The sequence below is a fragment of the Bergeyella porcorum genome (assembly GCF_042427575.1).
In the GTDB taxonomy this organism is placed as follows: Bacteria; Bacteroidota; Bacteroidia; order Flavobacteriales; family Weeksellaceae; genus Bergeyella; species Bergeyella porcorum.
On record NZ_JBHMFD010000014.1, the window covers coordinates 1 to 16119 of the forward strand.

Here is a 16119-nt window from a genome sequence, read left to right on the forward strand (position 1 = left end):
GTTGATAGTTGATGGTTGATGGAGAACAATTCAAGACTAAGGATAATAGTATTAGCGTCTTTGCCCCTTTTGGGGGACAGGGGGCTGATTCAAAACTCAGCACTCAACACTCAAAACTAGAAAAAAATAATGTTTAATATATAATTTAAAACCAATTTAAGATGAAGAAATCATTGATTTTTGCGGGAATGTTGGTGGTAGGATTTGCCAACGCCCAGTACGAAGGAAAAGTAGGTGTGAACACAGAAACACCAAAGGCGACATTGGAGGTTCAGCCCAACGCTACCAATTTAGCAGGAACAACCAATGAGGGGCTTTTAATCCCAAGATTGAGCAAAGAGAGAGTAGCGAAAATGGCTAGCCCAGAGACCTCTACATTAGTTTATGTAAATGAGGCTACTACCTACACTACAGGTACAGATACAGCAGCGGATACAAGAGTAGCAAAAATAGATGCTGTAGGTTTCTACCATTACAATGGTACACAATGGGTAAAGCATCTAGATACAGATACCAATGATGCAGAATGGGTATATGATGCTACTGCCAATAGAATTAACCTAAAGAGAAGTGGGGCAGGAACTATGGCTAATAGTGTCTTTTATGATGCTAATACAGGACAGTATGTGGATATAGATGATGAAAATAACATCAGAGAAGGAAGACTTAATAATACTAATGGAATATTAAGTGCTGAGCTTGTAACACGTTCGTTTTCATCAGGTGATATGAAATATAGAAATTTTGTGCATTCGGAGTCAGCGAACCTACCTCTATCTACCGGAAGAGCAGCGAATGGGACGATAGTATCTCGATATAAACAATTAGGATCATATAATCTCGTAGCATCAGAATCTGATACAACAAATAGATTATACTCTGTTTATTCGAAAATTTTAGTTCCACCAACTAATGCTAATAATTATGTAGCAGTTTATGGTAATGATTCAGGGGTGAATTTGTTTGGTACGGGAACTGTTACAGCTTCTATCGGACAAACAGGGTCGATATCCATAGGTAATAGTCAAAAGGTTACAAGTTATATAACGGGTCTTTTGGGATCGTCCTCGGTAAATACCTCAGGTACAGTGGCTAATGTTTATGGTACTACTGGTAGAGTATTTTATTATAGTCCGACAGGAGCAACAGTCGAAGCTTCAGCAGCGGGTTACTTTACTTCAGCTACACCATTTACGGATAACTCTTTAATTAATCAAAATATTGGGGTTTATTCTATTCTAAATAATAACTCTCAGAACACAGGAACTGGAAAGTTTATGGCGGGCTTGTATGCTAGTACACGACAAATGGGAAAAATAAAATATCCTAATATGTATGGTATCTATACCATGTCAGCTATTGCCCCTACAGCCGTAGCACCAACTAATAATTACGGTCTTTACATTGCAGATGTGAAGGGTGGAGAAACCCTTAATAGAGCTATCCATACAGAAGCTGGTAAAATCCGTTTTGGAGATTTAGCGGATGCTACAGCTACAGCAGATAGAGTAGTAACAGTAGATGCAAATGGGGTATTAAAAGTAGGTAACGCATATGCCACAAATACTACCAATAGCCTTTGGACAAGAGATGAAGCAACCAATACCATCAAGTTGGCAGTTAATTCAGATGGCACAGATAGAACCAATGCGGTAACGATAGATAATGCTGGAGCGGTTTATGCTTCAAGTTTAAAAGGTTATAATGGAGCCACCATCTTCCCAGACTATGTATTCCAGAAGTATTATACAGGTAACTCTTCTATCAAAGCAGATTATACATTCAAGTCTTTGAGCCAAGTGGAGGATTTTGTAAAAACCAATGGGCATTTACCAGGGTATAAATCAGCAGAAGCTATCAAAGCTCAAGGTTATGTAGATTTAATGGAAACTCAATTAACCAATGTAGAGAAAATTGAGGAACTTTATCTTCATAGCATAGAGCAGGAGAAAAATCTAAAAGAGCTAAGAAAGGAAAATGAAGAATTGAAAGCTCGTTTAGAGAAACTAGAAAAACTTTTGAAATAGAAGATGAAGCCGTCTTACAGTTATTGTAAAGGCGGCTTTTTTTGTTTGGCAGTAAAACATAAGGTCATTTAGCAATCACAGTCAAGTGTCGCTGGTGGAGACGATAAGAAGCTCTATGCTGGCTCACTGAAAAACGGCAAACTTGCTGAGGAAGATTTCCTAGTTAGGGAGTTGGTTGTTTACTAGGAAGTTAGAGGTTGGATGCTAGAAATAAGTCTTTTCTCTTTCTTCAAAGAAACTTAAAACTTAGCACTCAAAACTGAAAATTAGTTGATGGTAGTACCCCTTCGGGGGATTAGAATAAGAAAAGATAAGAGCACACTGATGAAGTGTTAAAAGAAGGAAAAATGATTTTTTTTTTTCGTTCGTGTTTAAAAAGTGGTATTGTTATTTCTGATATATTTTATATAATTTAGCCGAATGAAATGTACAAGATGTGAATCGTTAAATAAGATTAAGACAGGTTTTGTTGGAGGCATATAGCGATTAAATGTAAAGACTGTGGTTATTTTTTTTTCAGTGTTGATAAGAAGTCGGATGTCAAAACGCCAGAACAAAAGCGTCTTGCTTTGCAAATGTATTTGGAAGGATATTGAATATTAGCTACGGAACGGTTTATCGATGGGGTAAGAGATGGGGAGAATCTGTGGAACTTCGAGTCTATTGAAATAGTGGAATTGGATGAGATTCACAGTTATGTACAGTCAAAAAAAACTACTGTTGGAGCTGGATTATTATTGATAGATTTGGAAAAAAGTTCATCGGTTTTGTTTGTGGTAAACGAAACATAGAAATCTTCTTGAGTCTTTGTAATAAATTGAAAAACAGATGTATAAAAGGTTTTTTGTAGCGATTGTTAGAAGAGTTATTCAGAGGTAATTCCAAGTGAAAAGCATATGGAATCCAAAGCAGAAAACTTTACAGTGGAGGGATATAATAGTAGTATAAGACATTATTTGGCAAGATTTAAAAGAAAAGGAAAATGTTACTCGAAGTCAAAAACAATGTTAGAAAATTCCTTGAAGCTTTTATTTTTGAAACTGAATCTAAGAAATAAAAACTAATGAAATTATTATTTTCAATAATATTCATCGGAGGGACGATACAGGCTCAAGACTTCATCTCTACCGACCGCCCAGACCAGAGCGAAGGCGTATTTGTCTTACCTCGTAAGCAATTGCAATTGGAAACAGGCATTACCTTTTCTAAAAATAGCCTAACCAACAGCACAATGCTAAGATACGGCATAGGAAAAAATACCGAATTGCGTCTAGAAAATGGTTTGCAAACCTTGGGAAAATTCTCTACAGACGCTATTGTACTAAGTGCTAAACAAAAAATTTTTGAAAGTGACAACCATCTTCCTTCCATCACAGGAATAGGCTATCTGAGCTATACCCCCAATACCGAACATCCCTTTTCTACCGATGCCGTTTTAGCATTTCAACAGGAAATATCTCCAAAGTTTTCTATGGATTGGAACATCGGCATCAAAGAGCAGTTTCAGAGTTTTATTTGGACTTCCATTCTCAATTATTCTCCAAAAGATGAGCTCAATTTTTTTGCTGAATATTTTGCAGATTTTGGAAATAGAGCTCCAAATCACGGTATAGACTTTGGGGTAATGTATATCATCAATCCTAATTTTCAGATAGACTTTGCCGTGGGGCAATCCATCTTCACTACAGATGGAGAGCCTTTTGCCACAGCTGGAGTGTCTTACCGATTCAGAAACGCCCACATTCGCTCGGTTGAAAAAAATTAACAACCTTTCCTACAATTCCTTATCTTTGTGCAATGTTCACATTAGGAAATTTTCTCACACTATCCACCTTCGGGGAAAGCCACGGGCTGGCTTATGGTGGCATTATACAGAACTTCCCCGCTGGATTGGAAGTAGATTTAGCAGCCGTTCAACAAGAACTTGACCGAAGAAAACCAGGGCAAAGCAGCATTGTAACCCAAAGAAAAGAAAGCGATACCGTAAAATTCCTTTCGGGCATCTTCGATGGCAAAACCACTGGAACCCCCATAGGATTTATCATTGAAAATGAAAATCAAAAATCAAAGGATTACGACCATATCGCAAAAGCTTACCGCCCAAGCCACGCTGATTTCACCTATGACCAAAAATTCGGTTTTAGAGACTATCGCGGTGGTGGGAAATCTTCCGCCAGAGAAACCGTCAATTGGGTGGTGGCTGGTGCTCTAGCCAAGCAGCTTTTACCCGACATTAGCATCAATGCCTATGTATCTTCCGTAGGCGATATCTTCTGTGTAAAGCCGTATCAAGATTTGGATTTTTCTAAAACAGAAAACAATATTGTGCGTTGCCCCGATGAAGAAACCGCCGAAAAAATGATTGCCAAAATCAAAGTCATCAAAAAAGAAGGCAATACCATAGGTGGCACCATCACCTGTGTGATAAAAAATGCCCCCATAGGTCTTGGCGAACCTGTTTTTGGGAAACTACAAGCCGAACTTGCTAAGGCGATGATGAACATCAATGCCGCAAAAGGCTTTGAATATGGCAGTGGATTCTGCGGTGCTAAAATGACAGGAAAGGAACATAACGACCTCTTCAATGAGGACTTCACCACCAAAACTAACCTCTCGGGAGGGATACAAGGAGGCATCTCCAACGGGATGGACATCTATTTCCGTGTGGCATTTAAGCCCATTGCTACACTCCTAAGACCACAAGAAAGCATAGACCAAGATGGTAACCCCATCATCGTAGAAGGCAAAGGCAGACACGACCCTTGCGTAGTCCCCAGGGCAGTACCCATCGTGGAAAATTTAGCCGCCTTTGTATTGGCAGATTTATTTTTAATCAATAAAATTAGAACCTTTTAACTTTAATTTTTTCAAAAGATGAATTTAAAATCATATTGGGAAAAAGCCCTCACGCCAGAGGATTACATCGCCTTATCCGAGGAACGAGCTCAAAAGAATCCTAATCCCAACGACCCTTATCAAGAATATTACGAACTGGGATTGCAGAGAATGCAAAGGATTTTAAAAACTTTTAAACCCGATGAAGAGCAACTCAAAACACTGAAAGAAAAAAACTTTAATGGTAAAATTCTCATCATTTCAGAGCCGTGGTGTGGCGATGCCAGCACTACCGTGCCTGCCGTTTTCAAGTTTTTTGAAGGTCATAATGAAGTGAGGATTTTCTTGAGAGATCGTGATGAATCCCTTATCAACCAATTTCTTACCAATGGCTCAAAATCTATTCCTCTGGTCATCATCTTAGATGAGAACGATGAAGCACTCCACCGCTGGGGCCCTCGCCCTGCTTATGGCATAGAGCTTTTAGCAAAGTACAAAGCCAATCCAGAAGCTTATCCTAAAGAAAGTTTTTACAACGATTTGCAAGTATATTACGCCAAAAACAAAGGCAAAGACGCTATCGAGGAAATTTTAAATTTAATCTAAAAAAAAGAATATTTTGAAAAAGAATATCATCTACATTGTTCTTCTATTGGTTTTAGGTGCTGTGGCATTCGTGCCTGGGGTGAAAGAGTTTATCTTTCCCGTTGCTAAAATAGAAGAAGCTGTTCATATAGACGATGCCGACTATAACATAGAACTGAAAGGCATCAACACCACCAGTACCAATCTAAAAAATTTGAAAGGAAAAAAAATGGTATTTCTTAACTTCTGGGGAACTTGGTGCAAGCCTTGCCGCGAAGAGTGGAAAAGCATTCAAAATCTCTATGATGCTAAAAAAGACAAGGTAGATTTTGTCCTCATTGCAATGATGGATAAGGAGGAAGAGGTGAGAAAATTCTTGCAAGAACACCAATACACCGCCCCTGTTTATATTGCAGAAAGTCCCATTAGTGAAAACCTTCTTCCAAAAGTTTTCCCTACCACTTTCCTTTTAGACAAGAACGGACGCATCTTACTAAAAGAAACAGCCTCCAAAGATTGGAATACTGCTGAATCTAAAACATTTATAGACCAGATGGCTCAGCAATAGGAAATTATTTTAACATAATTTTACCATTTATCCACCGTCTCTTGGAACGGATTTTGTGATTTTCAGTTCGTTCAAAAAAAGACAACAACAAATGAAATATTCAAAAGTAGAAATACTAAAACAGACCATCAAACATAAAGGATTTATACAAAAAATCCCTGTGGTGTGGCGAATGATAAAACTGTGGCGAAAAGGCGTTTATAAAACCAACGCCATAGATATGATTCTTCCCATTTTGGGATTGCTCTATGTGATTTCCCCTATTGATTTGATACCAGAAATTGCAGTCCCTTTCATTGGTTCCGTGGACGATTTGGCCATTTTAGCCCTTGTAATTCCCAAACTGATGAAAGAAATAGACAAATTTCTCCTTTGGGAAGCCACACAGAAAAAAGACCTCAAAACCATTGAGGTAGAGGAAAAGGCAAACTGAAAATTAGTTATCTTTTTATCTTTACTTACTTGTAAATAAAACATTAGGCTGTTCGAAAAGTTTTGGACAGCTTTTTTTTTGGTGTTTTTTCTCAAATTTTGTGTATATGACGGGACAAAAATAGAAACAACCTCCAATAAATACCCTTCTGTTTGGAGAGGTTCTGTGGAAAAATATCAAGAAAAACTCAAAACCAAAATCAATCGAATTTTATCCGATATTGAAGAGAGTATCCGGTTTGATAGCCAAGAACTTAACACGGAATAATTACCCAAAGTGATTGATTCTGAAAAACTTCGTGAGAAATTATCTGAAATCAACCAACGATTAAAAGAACCGACTAAAAAACAAGCAAAAGAACTTCTGAACAGTGAAAAAGGCTTGGAGCATCGAAGCAAACGACCAATCGAAGTGGAAGTTGTTTTTGGGTAATTCAAAAGTAATAATAAGTTTAATAGGTTTACATTCAGATGGTTAGAGGAATTGAAGATGGAATTTCTACTGATGGCTATTGGGTATAATTTGAGAAAAATGGTATCTAAAGGGGTGAAATCTGCCCCAACGAGCCGAAAAACATCGAAAAACGGTCAAAATTCTGCCGAAGAACAAAATTTTAATGTTTTTAGCTTCCATAGAAAAGTTTTCACCAAAATATTTTTAGAAAAATCAGCCTACTAAAATTTAGCGGCATAAAAAAAGCTGCCCTTTTCGGACAGCTTCTTCTTTACTTTAAGTGATACAATTTTTATGAATACATCTGCTGTTGCAGTTCCTTCACGCGTTTATCGGTAAGGTATTCATCATAGGTCATTTCTCTATCAATAACCCCTTTTGGAGTAAGCTCTATCACGCGGTTACACACGGTTTGTAGCATTTCGTGGTCGTGTGAAGCTAGGAGGATATTGCCTTTGAAATTAACCAATGAATTGTTGAGTGTGGTAATACTTTCCAAATCCAAGTGGTTGGTAGGCTCGTCTAATAGGAGGACATTGGCTTTCTGTAGCATCATTCTACTGAACATACAACGCATCTTTTCACCTCCAGAAAGTACGGTGGAAGATTTTAAAGCTTCATCGCCAGAGAACAACATTCTACCAAGGAATCCACGGATAAATTCTTCGTGTCTTTCTTCATCGGTTTTGGTGTATTGTCTTAGCCAATCTACCAAGTTGAGTTCCTTATTTTGGAAAAACTCAGTGTTGTCTAGTGGCATATAAGATTGGGTAGTGGTAACGCCCCACGCATATTCTCCCTTATCTGCATTGGTGTTTCCAGAGATAATCTGGAAAAACTCACTAATCGCTAACGAGTTTTTGGAAAGGATAGCTACTTTGTCTCCTTTTTTCAATTTAAAATCAATATTAGAGAACAATACTTCCCCGTCTTTTGAGGTGGCTAAATCTTTCACTTCTAAGATTTGGTCACCAGCTTCTCTTTCTGTTTCCCAGATGATGGCAGGGTAGCGTCTAGAGGTAGGCTTGATGTCTTCAATGTTGAGTTTATCGAGCATTTTCTTTCTTGCCGTAGCTTGTTTAGCTTTAGCCACATTAGAAGAGAAACGGGCAATGAACTCTTGCAATTCTTTTTTCTTTTCTTCTGCTTTTTTGTTGGCTTGAGCCCTCTGTCTGGTTGCTAATTGAGAGGCTTGGTACCAGAAAGAGTAGTTACCTGTATAGAGGTTGAGTTTAGAATAGTCTAAATCCCCAATGTGGGTACAAACGGCATCTAGGAAGTGACGGTCGTGTGATACTACAATCACCGTGTTTTCATAATCTGCTAAGAAATCTTCAAGCCAAGAGATGGTATCAATGTCCAAATCGTTGGTAGGCTCGTCCAGAATCAGAACATCGGGATTTCCGAATAACGCTTGTGCTAAAAGTACCTTTACTTTATCCTTATTTTCTAGCTCGCTCATCATTTGCCAGTGCATATCTTCTTTAATGCCCACATTAGAAAGCATCGTCTGTGCATCAGACTCTGCGTTCCATCCGCCCATTTCATCATAGATTACGCCTAGCTCCCCAGCTTTGATTCCATCTTCATCAGAAAAATCTGGTTTTGCATAGAGGGCGTCCATTTCCTCTTTAATTTCGAATAATTTTTTATTACCTCTTAGGACGGTTTCCAAGACGGTATATTGGTCGTATGCAAAGTGGTCTTGCTCTAATACGGACATTCTCTTGCCTGGTTCTAGGGAAACATTTCCCGTAGTAGGCTCTTGCTTACCTGTTAATATCTTTAAGAAAGTAGATTTTCCTGCACCATTGGCACCGATGATACCGTAGCAATTGCCTTTGGTAAACATAATGTTTACTTCATCAAAAAGGACTCTCTTTCCAAATTGTAATGATAAGTTTGATACTGTTAACATAGTGTTTTGTAAATTTGTCGCAAAATTACGAAAAGAAATTGGGTTTTGGAATGTTCTTATTATTGAATAATTCAAAAATAACCGCTTAATAAAAACATTATGAAGATAGAAAAAAATGTCAATATTCTTAATAAAAGAGCAAGATTTGAATACGAATTGTTGGATAAATATGAGGCGGGAATTGTGCTTACTGGCACGGAAATCAAGTCGATACGCTTGTCCAAAGCTTCCATTACAGAGAGCTTCTGTGAATTTATAGAAGGGGAATTATATATTATCAATATGATGATAGATGAGTATAAATTTGGAACTTTTTATAATCATAAGACGAAAAGGGAACGGAAATTGCTACTACATAGGAGAGAGCTGCAAAAGCTGGGACGAAAGCTGAAAGATGCAGGGAATACCATTGTACCACTTAAGCTCTATATTAATGAGAAAGGATTGGCAAAGTTGCAGATTGCTTTGGCAAGAGGGAAGAAGTTATACGACAAAAGGGAAACGATTAAAGATAGAGAAAATAAGCGAAATCTCGGTAGGCTTCTGAAACAAGGCTAAAAAAAAGCGATAAAACTTTGTATATAAAGAAAAAATATATTTAATTTGCATAATCAATTATTTAATCATTAAAATTTATGAAAAATCTAAGATTAGGAATTTCAGTATTGGCACTTGCAGTAGCCTCTACTGCTTTCGCACAAACGACGTCCAATAAGTGGATGATTGGTGTTGGTGCACACGGAGTAAACCATACTGCTCAAAGAAACAACTTTAGCAACACATGGTCTGTAAGAAACTTCGATAAGCACTTGTTCAACATTAACCAGTATTCTATCACGCCACCATTGTCAAAATTGACAGTAGCGAGAAACATTGGTAAAGGTTTAGTATTAGATTGGCAAACAACTGTTGGTAACATTGCTAACAAGAGATTTGTAGAAACAGCAGGACAAAAAGAATTCTTCCTACAAACAGGTCTTGGGGTACAGTTCAAAGCTGCAGGACTTCTTTGGGATGAAGAATCTTGGTTTGATCCTTACTTGAGAGTTGGTGCTAACTACCTAAGACACCAGTATTCTAATGTAACTTTCCCTGTTACAGATGAAAACTTAGTAGGAGGAGGTTCTTATGCTGGTTTCTCTGAAAACCAAGCTTACACTCAGAGAAGAGATGATCACTTCACAGTATCTACGGGTGCTGGTATCAACTTCTGGTTGACTAACAACTTCGGTCTTGGTGTACAAGGTGATTATGTAACTACACCTACTGATAAATCTAATATCGCTAACTTCTGGCAAGCTTCTGCTTCATTGAACTTCAGATTTGGTCAGACAGATAGAGATAAAGATGGTATCTTAGACAAAGATGATGCTTGTCCAGATACTCCAGGTTTACCAGAATTCCAAGGTTGTCCTGATACAGATGGAGATGGTGTTCCAGATAAAGATGATACTTGTCCAGAAGTAGCAGGTCCAGTTGAAAACAACGGATGTCCTTGGCCAGATACAGATGGAGATGGCGTGCTAGATAAAGATGACGCTTGTCCAAGTGTAGCAGGTCCAGCTGAAAACAACGGATGTCCTTGGCCAGATACAGATGGAGATGGTATCTTAGATAAAGATGATGCTTGTCCGCAAGTTCCAGGTCTTAGAGAGTACAAAGGTTGTCCAAAACCAACTGCAGTAGCTGTGACAGAAGAATTTAAAGATTTATTGTTCGACTTCAACAAAGCAACAATCCAAGCTGGTTCTACTTATAAATTAGATAAAGCTGCTGAAATCATCAAGTCTGCTCCAGCTGAGAACTTCATCGTAGTAGGTTCTACAGATGCTAAAGGTTCCACTGCATACAACTTGAACTTGTCTAGACAAAGAGCTGCTGCTGTAGTGAAAGCTCTTGAGGCAAGAGGTGTAAATCCAGCTCAATTGAAATCTATCGGTATCGGTTCTCAAGAAGCTACTGTACCTGCAACTGCTTCTGATGCTGAAAGACAAGCTGATAGAAAAGTAATCGTAAGAGCTATCTCTGGTGCAGAGTGGGAAACTTACAAAAAGTCTGATCTTCCTTCAACTCCAGTGAAAAAAGCTGTTAAGAAGACTACTAAAAAAAGAAAATAATTGAAATTTTCTAAATATTAAACGCTCTCCCTATGGAGGGCGTTTTTTTATTCTTTAAAATTTATTACTTTTGCACAAAATTGATAAGATAAAAATACTGAAATGGGACGCGCATTTGAATATAGAAAAGCATCTAAAATGGCTCGCTGGGATAAGATGGCCAAAACATTCTCTAAAATAGGAAAAGATATAGCCTTAGCTGTAAAAGCAGGAGGTCCAGACCCGGATTCTAACCCCGCTCTACGCCGTTGTATCCAAAATGCTAAGGGGGCTAATATGCCCAAAGATAATGTGGAAAGAGCGATTAAAAAAGCAAGTGGTGCAGATGCAGAAAACTATGAGGAGGTAACTTATGAAGGCTATGGACAGGGAGGTGTCGCTTTTTTTGTGGAATGTACCACCAATAACCCTACCAGAACTGTTGCTAATGTAAGAGCGGTTTTTAATAAATTTGATGGTAATCTTGGTAAAAATGGTGAATTGGCTTTTATCTTCGATAGGAAAGGTATTTTCAGTATCGAAAAAGCTAAGATTACAATGCCTTGGGATGATTTTGAAATGGAGATGATAGACGGTGGAGCAGAAGAGATTGATAGTGATGATGAAGAGGTAATGGTAACCACGGCTTTCGAAGATTTTGGTTCTTTATCGCATAAATTAGATGAGTTGGGAATAGAAGCTAAGAGTGCAGAGCTTCAAAGAATTCCTAATAATACCAAAGAGGTGAATGAAGAACAGTTCAAAGCCAATATGAAAATGCTAGAACGATTTGAGGAAGATGATGATGTACAGAATGTTTATCACAATATGGAGATTACAGATGAGCTTATGGCAACGTTATAAAAAATAACTAAACTAAAACTACTTCTAAAAGAGGTAGTTTTAGTTTTTTTTTGTTTTTAAAACTAGATGTCTTTTAGAGAATATACATCCTCTATTCCTTCCATTCTATTCATTACAGAGCGGGCGTAGGAACAATGTGGCGTAACTTTCCAATGGTTTTCTCGGGCAAATGATATCGCTTGTTTTACCAATTGTTTTCCAATACCATTGCCCTCAAATTTTGAGTGAACCAAAACATAAGAGATTATAAAATTATGATCATTAGGAAAAATAGTATAGGTAAGCCTTCCCATTTCCTCGCTATCATTATGTATGGAGATAAAACCTCCGTTTCCAGATTGATTATTTTCAAATGTCATCTCATTAAATTTTATGGACATAAAGATAATTAAATTTTAGGAGCATTCAAAATGAAAATAAGTTTACAAAGAAAATATTTTCTAAAACATCTCAAAAAAATTATTACCTTTGTCACTAGAATTAGTTCATTCATATTTTTGAAAATGTTATCAAGAAAGGTGGAGAGATTAGACTCTGTGAAGCCTTAGCAACCCTTGCATCGCAAGAAGGTGCTAAATTCTATCTCGTTTTTGAGGAAGATAACGGTTATCATTTCTACTTTCATAGGTGGCATTTTCAATTTTAAATAAAATATAAAAATTGGAAAATACGCTACACAACATTACGATAAAAGATTTTAAAACGCAATCAGGCAAGGAATATGATATTCCTTTGAGTTATCAAGTATTTGGACAGCCTCTGCACACTGCCCCTGTGGTGATGGTGAATCACGCCCTTACAGGAAACTCTGATGTGGCAGGCGAAAAAGGCTGGTGGAATACCCTTGTAGGTAATGAAAAACCCGTGGATACCCAGAGATTTACGGTTATCGCTTTTAATGTTCCAGGGAATGGCTATGACGATTTTTTTATTGAAAATTATCAGGATTTTTCCGCTTTTGATATTGCTAAACTATTCCTTTTAGGTTTGGAATATTTGAAAATTACAAAACTCAAAGCCCTCATTGGAGGCTCTGTAGGAGGCTCTATCGCTTGGGAAATGTTAGCTCAAAAACCTGATTTAGCAGAACAATTTATCCCTGTGGCTACGGATTTTAAAACGACCGATTGGCTACATTCCCAATGTTTGATACAGAAATTTTTATTGGAAAGCGAAACCGAACCTCTACAAAAAGCCCGTATCCACGCGATGCTTTGCTACCGAACGCCAGATTCTCTCAATCTAAGATTTAAGCGAGAAACAGATGCCGAAAAAGGAATTTTAAAATCCCACGATTGGCTCAATTATCACGGAAGAGCTTTAAACGAAAGATTTAGTTTAAAAGCTTATAAATTGATGAATCATTTGCTGATGACCATCAATGTAGAGGAAAGTAAACTTCCTGAAATTACAGCGGATATTCATCTGATTTCGGTGGATTCGGATTTGTTTTTTCCTGCTTTTGAAATTAAAAATAGTTTTGAAATTTTAAAACAGAAGAAATCCAATGTTTTCTATCACGAGATAAAATCTATCCACGGGCACGATGCTTTCCTAATGGAATATGAGCAATTGGATGAAATGATTAAATCTATTTTTATAATAGGCTAAAATGGAAAAGAATATCTTAATAAAAAAAATATTTTCTTCTATCAATAATGAGGTTGATAAAATGATTAATATTATAATGAATAAATCAACGAGTGTTTTTGATCAATTTATTCTGAATGGAATAGCAGTAACTACTTTTTGTTACTCATTCACTTATACATATTTTGATTTTTTTGGGGTTAACTATTTAGGAACTTCTGATTATTCTGATGTCTACAGATTTACATTGGGAAATTTGAGTGTATTCTTTTTAATATTATCATTGGCTTTGTTCTTGTTCCTGATATTGGTAGTGATGTGTCTTGTCAAATACAGAAAAAATCGACGAGATAAAAATATATCAACATTATTATCATTATCCGTTTTTATAATTTTTATCGCTTCGTTTATCTTAAGTTATTCAGGAAGTTTTTATGATGTTTTATTATTTTTAATCGCAATATTTTTTTTTGGATTTATGTTAATCGTATTACTGAATCAGAATAATTACTATTTTTTACTTTTTTTATTTAGTATATGTACTAGCTTTTTACTTGGTGGAAAATTAGGAAATGTGTTTGCGAAGGATGCGATTAAATTTGGAAATAATTATGATATACTACTAAATAAAAAGAGTATTTTGAATGAGCATCAAATGTATATAGGAGAAAATAGCGAAGCTTTGTTTATCTATGACAAACAAAATAAAGAGACTGACTTAATTCGTAAGTCAGATAATATTACAATTAAGATTAAGAAACAAAATAGCAATAATTAAATCTACTACGATATCATAAACAAAGAATTATTATGACAGACAACAATACAATAACCATCTACCCAAGCAAAGCCATTGTCAACTTTGAGGGTAAAGACTTTTTAGGACAAATCGGGATAGATTTTCGTATTTTCAATGCGTTGCAAAATGCAGGCATCAGCGTTGGGGTAATTTCTCAGCAGGCAATAGAAAACGGAATTTCGGTGCTGGTAGATGAGCATCAGGCGGAGAATGCAGTAGAGTGCCTAAAGGAAGAGTTCCGAAATGAAATTCAAAACGGCATTGTAAGTCAAATTTACAGTATCGACCAACTTTCAGTCATCGGTTTGGTAACGGATAATTTTAATAAAATCCTTTCAGAGCTTCAGCGTAATAAGATTTTCCCATTGTTGCTCAATCAAGTGGCATCTGCAGGGCGGGTAAACTTGGTGGTGGCAGCCAATCAAACCGATAAAACTAAAAATATCATTGAGGCTGAAATCTATGGTAAACCGAAAACCGTTCATTTGGCACTCATAGGGCACGGCAATGTGGGCGGTACTTTGGTAGAGCAGATTTTGGACTCGGCACACGATATTTTACAACGGAAAAGAATTGATTTAAAAATCATTGCCATTGCCAACTCTAAAACCATTGTTTTTAACAAAGGTGGCTTTGGAAGCGATTGGAGACAAAAAGTGCGTTTCAGTAATATGCAAAATACATTGGAAGATTTGTATCAGTTTGCAAAGGAAAATCAGTTTGAAAACCTCATCGTGGTAGATAATACGGCGAGCAAAGATTTTGTAAAACACTATCCAGAGCTTGTAGAGCAAGGCTTTGATATTGTGTCTTCTAATAAGATTTTCAATACTTTACCAATTGCTGATTATAGAAATCTTAGGAAAGTTTTAGAAAAAAATAAAAAGAAATACCTCTACGAAACCAATGTAGGAGCGGGACTTCCACTGATTGATACCATCAAACTATTACATCTTTCGGGGGAAAATATTACAAGGATTAAAGGCGTATTTTCAGGGTCGTTGAGCTATATTTTTAATAATTTTTCGGTGAGGGACGATAAGTTTTCTACCATCATCAGAGAGGCGATGGATAAAGGCTTTACCGAACCAGACCCACGCGAAGATTTGAGTGGAAACGATGTGGCTAGAAAATTATTAATTTTAGCAAGAGAACTAGATTTAATTAACGAATTTGAAGATATTAACATTCAAAATCTGATTCCTGAAAATCTTTTATCTATTTCAAAAGAGGAATTTCTTGCAAGATTAGAAGAGCTTGACTCTGAGTACGAAAAAGTGAAACAAGGTCAAAACGAAGGCTATGTATTGCGATATGTAGGCGACCTTCACGGGGATTTGAGCCAAGATAAAGGGGTTTTGGATGTGAAATTGGTTTCCGTTCCAGCTCATTCTGCATTGGGACAACTCAAAGGTTCAGATTCTATTTTTGAAATCTATACCGAGAGTTATGGCGAAAATCCTATCGTGATTATGGGAGCGGGGGCAGGTGCAGCCGTTACAGCACGAGGAGTTTTCGGAGATATTTTGAGATTGACAGAAGTAGGGAAATAAAAATCTAAATAAAAAAATAATGAATTGGATCATCCTCATCGTTGCAGGGCTTTTTGAAGTAGGATTTACCTTTTGCTTGGGCAAAGCCAAAGAAAGCACAGGTAGTGAAATGTATGCGTGGTACGCGGGATTTTTAATTTCCTTAACGCTAAGTATGTCCCTACTGATGAAAGCCACGCAAGCATTACCTTTAGGAACCGCTTACGCCGTTTGGACAGGGATTGGAGCGGTGGGTACGGTCTTGGTAGGGATTTTTATTTTTAAAGAGCCTATTTCTTTTTGGAGAATATTTTTCATCTTCACGCTCATCAGCTCTATTGTCGGATTGAAATTTGTATCATCACATTAAAGAAAGAAAAAACATTGCGTCTATAAACGGCATTAGATATTGGTTATCA

16 protein-coding genes, 1 pseudogene and 1 riboswitch are annotated in these 16119 nt (G+C 37.0%); of the genes and pseudogenes, 15 read left to right on the plus strand and 2 right to left on the minus strand.

Annotated elements, in window-relative coordinates:
- Positions 1-161: 161 nt before the first annotated feature.
- The 8 genes and pseudogenes from ACFFUE_RS09595 to ACFFUE_RS09630 all read left to right on the plus strand — a co-directional run bounded on the left by ACFFUE_RS09595 (position 162) and on the right by ACFFUE_RS09630 (position 6880).
- Positions 162-2027 carry a bZIP transcription factor gene (locus ACFFUE_RS09595; protein ID WP_376834824.1) on the plus strand — a complete coding sequence of 622 codons (1866 nt, stop codon included), beginning with the start codon at positions 162-164 and terminating at the stop codon, positions 2025-2027.
- A gap of 420 nt (positions 2028-2447) precedes the next feature.
- Positions 2448-3091, plus strand: a pseudogene (locus ACFFUE_RS09600) (IS1 family transposase).
- A complete protein-coding gene (locus ACFFUE_RS09605; RefSeq protein ID WP_376834826.1) occupies positions 3091-3792 on the plus strand; it encodes a transporter in 702 nt (233 codons plus the stop codon). The pseudogene ACFFUE_RS09600 and the gene ACFFUE_RS09605 overlap by 1 nt, the downstream one beginning before the upstream one ends.
- Positions 3793-3824: 32 nt before the next feature.
- Entirely contained in the window at positions 3825-4883 is a 1059-nt protein-coding gene (aroC, locus tag ACFFUE_RS09610; protein ID WP_376834828.1) for a chorismate synthase, read from the plus strand.
- 18 nt (positions 4884-4901) lie between these two features.
- Complete coding sequence (locus ACFFUE_RS09615) at positions 4902-5468, plus strand: thioredoxin family protein (RefSeq protein ID WP_376834830.1); 567 nt, start codon at positions 4902-4904, stop codon at positions 5466-5468.
- Positions 5469-5481: 13 nt separating this feature from the next.
- Positions 5482-6015 (plus strand): TlpA family protein disulfide reductase, encoded by a 534-nt coding sequence (locus ACFFUE_RS09620; RefSeq protein ID WP_376834832.1) that lies wholly within the window; start codon positions 5482-5484, stop codon positions 6013-6015.
- Positions 6016-6106: 91 nt separating this feature from the next.
- A complete protein-coding gene (locus ACFFUE_RS09625; protein WP_376834834.1) occupies positions 6107-6448 on the plus strand; it encodes a YkvA family protein in 342 nt (113 codons plus the stop codon).
- A 276-nt stretch (positions 6449-6724) separates the two neighbouring features.
- Entirely contained in the window at positions 6725-6880 is a 156-nt protein-coding gene (locus ACFFUE_RS09630; protein ID WP_376834836.1) for a hypothetical protein, read from the plus strand.
- Positions 6881-7193: 313 nt separating this feature from the next.
- On the opposite strand, the gene ACFFUE_RS09635 is transcribed toward ACFFUE_RS09630, so the two are convergent.
- Positions 7194-8819, minus strand: coding sequence for an ABC-F family ATP-binding cassette domain-containing protein (locus ACFFUE_RS09635; protein WP_376834838.1), 1626 nt, complete (start codon positions 8817-8819; stop codon positions 7194-7196).
- Positions 8820-8918: 99 nt separating this feature from the next.
- Here ACFFUE_RS09635 and smpB point away from each other — a divergent pair, with 99 nt between their 5' ends.
- The 3 genes from smpB (at position 8919) to ACFFUE_RS09650 (ending at position 11779) form a co-directional block, all read left to right on the plus strand.
- On the plus strand, positions 8919-9377 hold the full coding sequence (gene smpB, locus ACFFUE_RS09640) for an SsrA-binding protein SmpB (RefSeq protein WP_376834840.1): 459 nt from the start codon (positions 8919-8921) through the stop codon (positions 9375-9377).
- A 77-nt stretch (positions 9378-9454) separates the two neighbouring features.
- Positions 9455-10936: an OmpA family protein gene (locus ACFFUE_RS09645; protein ID WP_376834842.1), complete on the plus strand. Its 1482-nt coding sequence runs from the start codon at positions 9455-9457 to the stop codon at positions 10934-10936.
- Between the two features lie 102 nt (positions 10937-11038).
- Positions 11039-11779, plus strand: coding sequence for a YebC/PmpR family DNA-binding transcriptional regulator (locus ACFFUE_RS09650; protein ID WP_376834844.1), 741 nt, complete (start codon positions 11039-11041; stop codon positions 11777-11779).
- A 62-nt stretch (positions 11780-11841) separates the two neighbouring features.
- On the opposite strand, the gene ACFFUE_RS09655 is transcribed toward ACFFUE_RS09650, so the two are convergent.
- Entirely contained in the window at positions 11842-12138 is a 297-nt protein-coding gene (locus ACFFUE_RS09655) for a GNAT family N-acetyltransferase (protein ID WP_376834947.1), read from the minus strand.
- Positions 12139-12282: 144 nt separating this feature from the next.
- A riboswitch (SAM riboswitch) is annotated at positions 12283-12385 on the plus strand.
- A 54-nt stretch (positions 12386-12439) separates the two neighbouring features.
- On the opposite strand from ACFFUE_RS09655, the gene ACFFUE_RS09660 reads away from it, so the two are divergent.
- The 4 genes from ACFFUE_RS09660 to ACFFUE_RS09675 are packed head-to-tail and all read left to right on the plus strand — an operon-like array spanning position 12440 to position 16070.
- On the plus strand, positions 12440-13390 hold the full coding sequence (locus tag ACFFUE_RS09660) for an alpha/beta fold hydrolase (RefSeq protein WP_376834846.1): 951 nt from the start codon (positions 12440-12442) through the stop codon (positions 13388-13390).
- Between the two features lies 1 nt (position 13391).
- On the plus strand, positions 13392-14147 hold the full coding sequence (locus ACFFUE_RS09665; RefSeq protein WP_376834848.1) for an MFS transporter: 756 nt from the start codon (positions 13392-13394) through the stop codon (positions 14145-14147).
- Positions 14148-14179: 32 nt separating this feature from the next.
- Positions 14180-15721, plus strand: coding sequence for an ACT domain-containing protein (locus ACFFUE_RS09670; protein ID WP_376834850.1), 1542 nt, complete (start codon positions 14180-14182; stop codon positions 15719-15721).
- A gap of 19 nt (positions 15722-15740) precedes the next feature.
- Positions 15741-16070 carry a DMT family transporter gene (locus ACFFUE_RS09675; RefSeq protein WP_376834852.1) on the plus strand — a complete coding sequence of 110 codons (330 nt, stop codon included), beginning with the start codon at positions 15741-15743 and terminating at the stop codon, positions 16068-16070.
- The last annotated feature ends 49 nt before the right edge of the window (positions 16071-16119 follow it).

Coding starts and splice junctions, on each gene's coding strand:
- aroC (WP_376834828.1), top strand. CDS start 3,825: ATGTTCACATTAGGAAATTTTCTCACACTATCCACCTTCGGGGAAAGC.
- ACFFUE_RS09605 (WP_376834826.1), top strand. CDS start 3,091: ATGAAATTATTATTTTCAATAATATTCATCGGAGGGACGATACAGGCT.
- ACFFUE_RS09655 (WP_376834947.1), bottom strand. CDS start 12,138: ATGACATTTGAAAATAATCAATCTGGAAACGGAGGTTTTATCTCCATA.
- ACFFUE_RS09635 (WP_376834838.1), bottom strand. CDS start 8,819: ATGTTAACAGTATCAAACTTATCATTACAATTTGGAAAGAGAGTCCTT.
- ACFFUE_RS09645 (WP_376834842.1), top strand. CDS start 9,455: ATGAAAAATCTAAGATTAGGAATTTCAGTATTGGCACTTGCAGTAGCC.
- ACFFUE_RS09615 (WP_376834830.1), top strand. CDS start 4,902: ATGAATTTAAAATCATATTGGGAAAAAGCCCTCACGCCAGAGGATTAC.
- ACFFUE_RS09595 (WP_376834824.1), top strand. CDS start 162: ATGAAGAAATCATTGATTTTTGCGGGAATGTTGGTGGTAGGATTTGCC.
- ACFFUE_RS09665 (WP_376834848.1), top strand. CDS start 13,392: ATGGAAAAGAATATCTTAATAAAAAAAATATTTTCTTCTATCAATAAT.
- smpB (WP_376834840.1), top strand. CDS start 8,919: ATGAAGATAGAAAAAAATGTCAATATTCTTAATAAAAGAGCAAGATTT.
- ACFFUE_RS09650 (WP_376834844.1), top strand. CDS start 11,039: ATGGGACGCGCATTTGAATATAGAAAAGCATCTAAAATGGCTCGCTGG.
- ACFFUE_RS09675 (WP_376834852.1), top strand. CDS start 15,741: ATGAATTGGATCATCCTCATCGTTGCAGGGCTTTTTGAAGTAGGATTT.
- ACFFUE_RS09670 (WP_376834850.1), top strand. CDS start 14,180: ATGACAGACAACAATACAATAACCATCTACCCAAGCAAAGCCATTGTC.
- ACFFUE_RS09625 (WP_376834834.1), top strand. CDS start 6,107: ATGAAATATTCAAAAGTAGAAATACTAAAACAGACCATCAAACATAAA.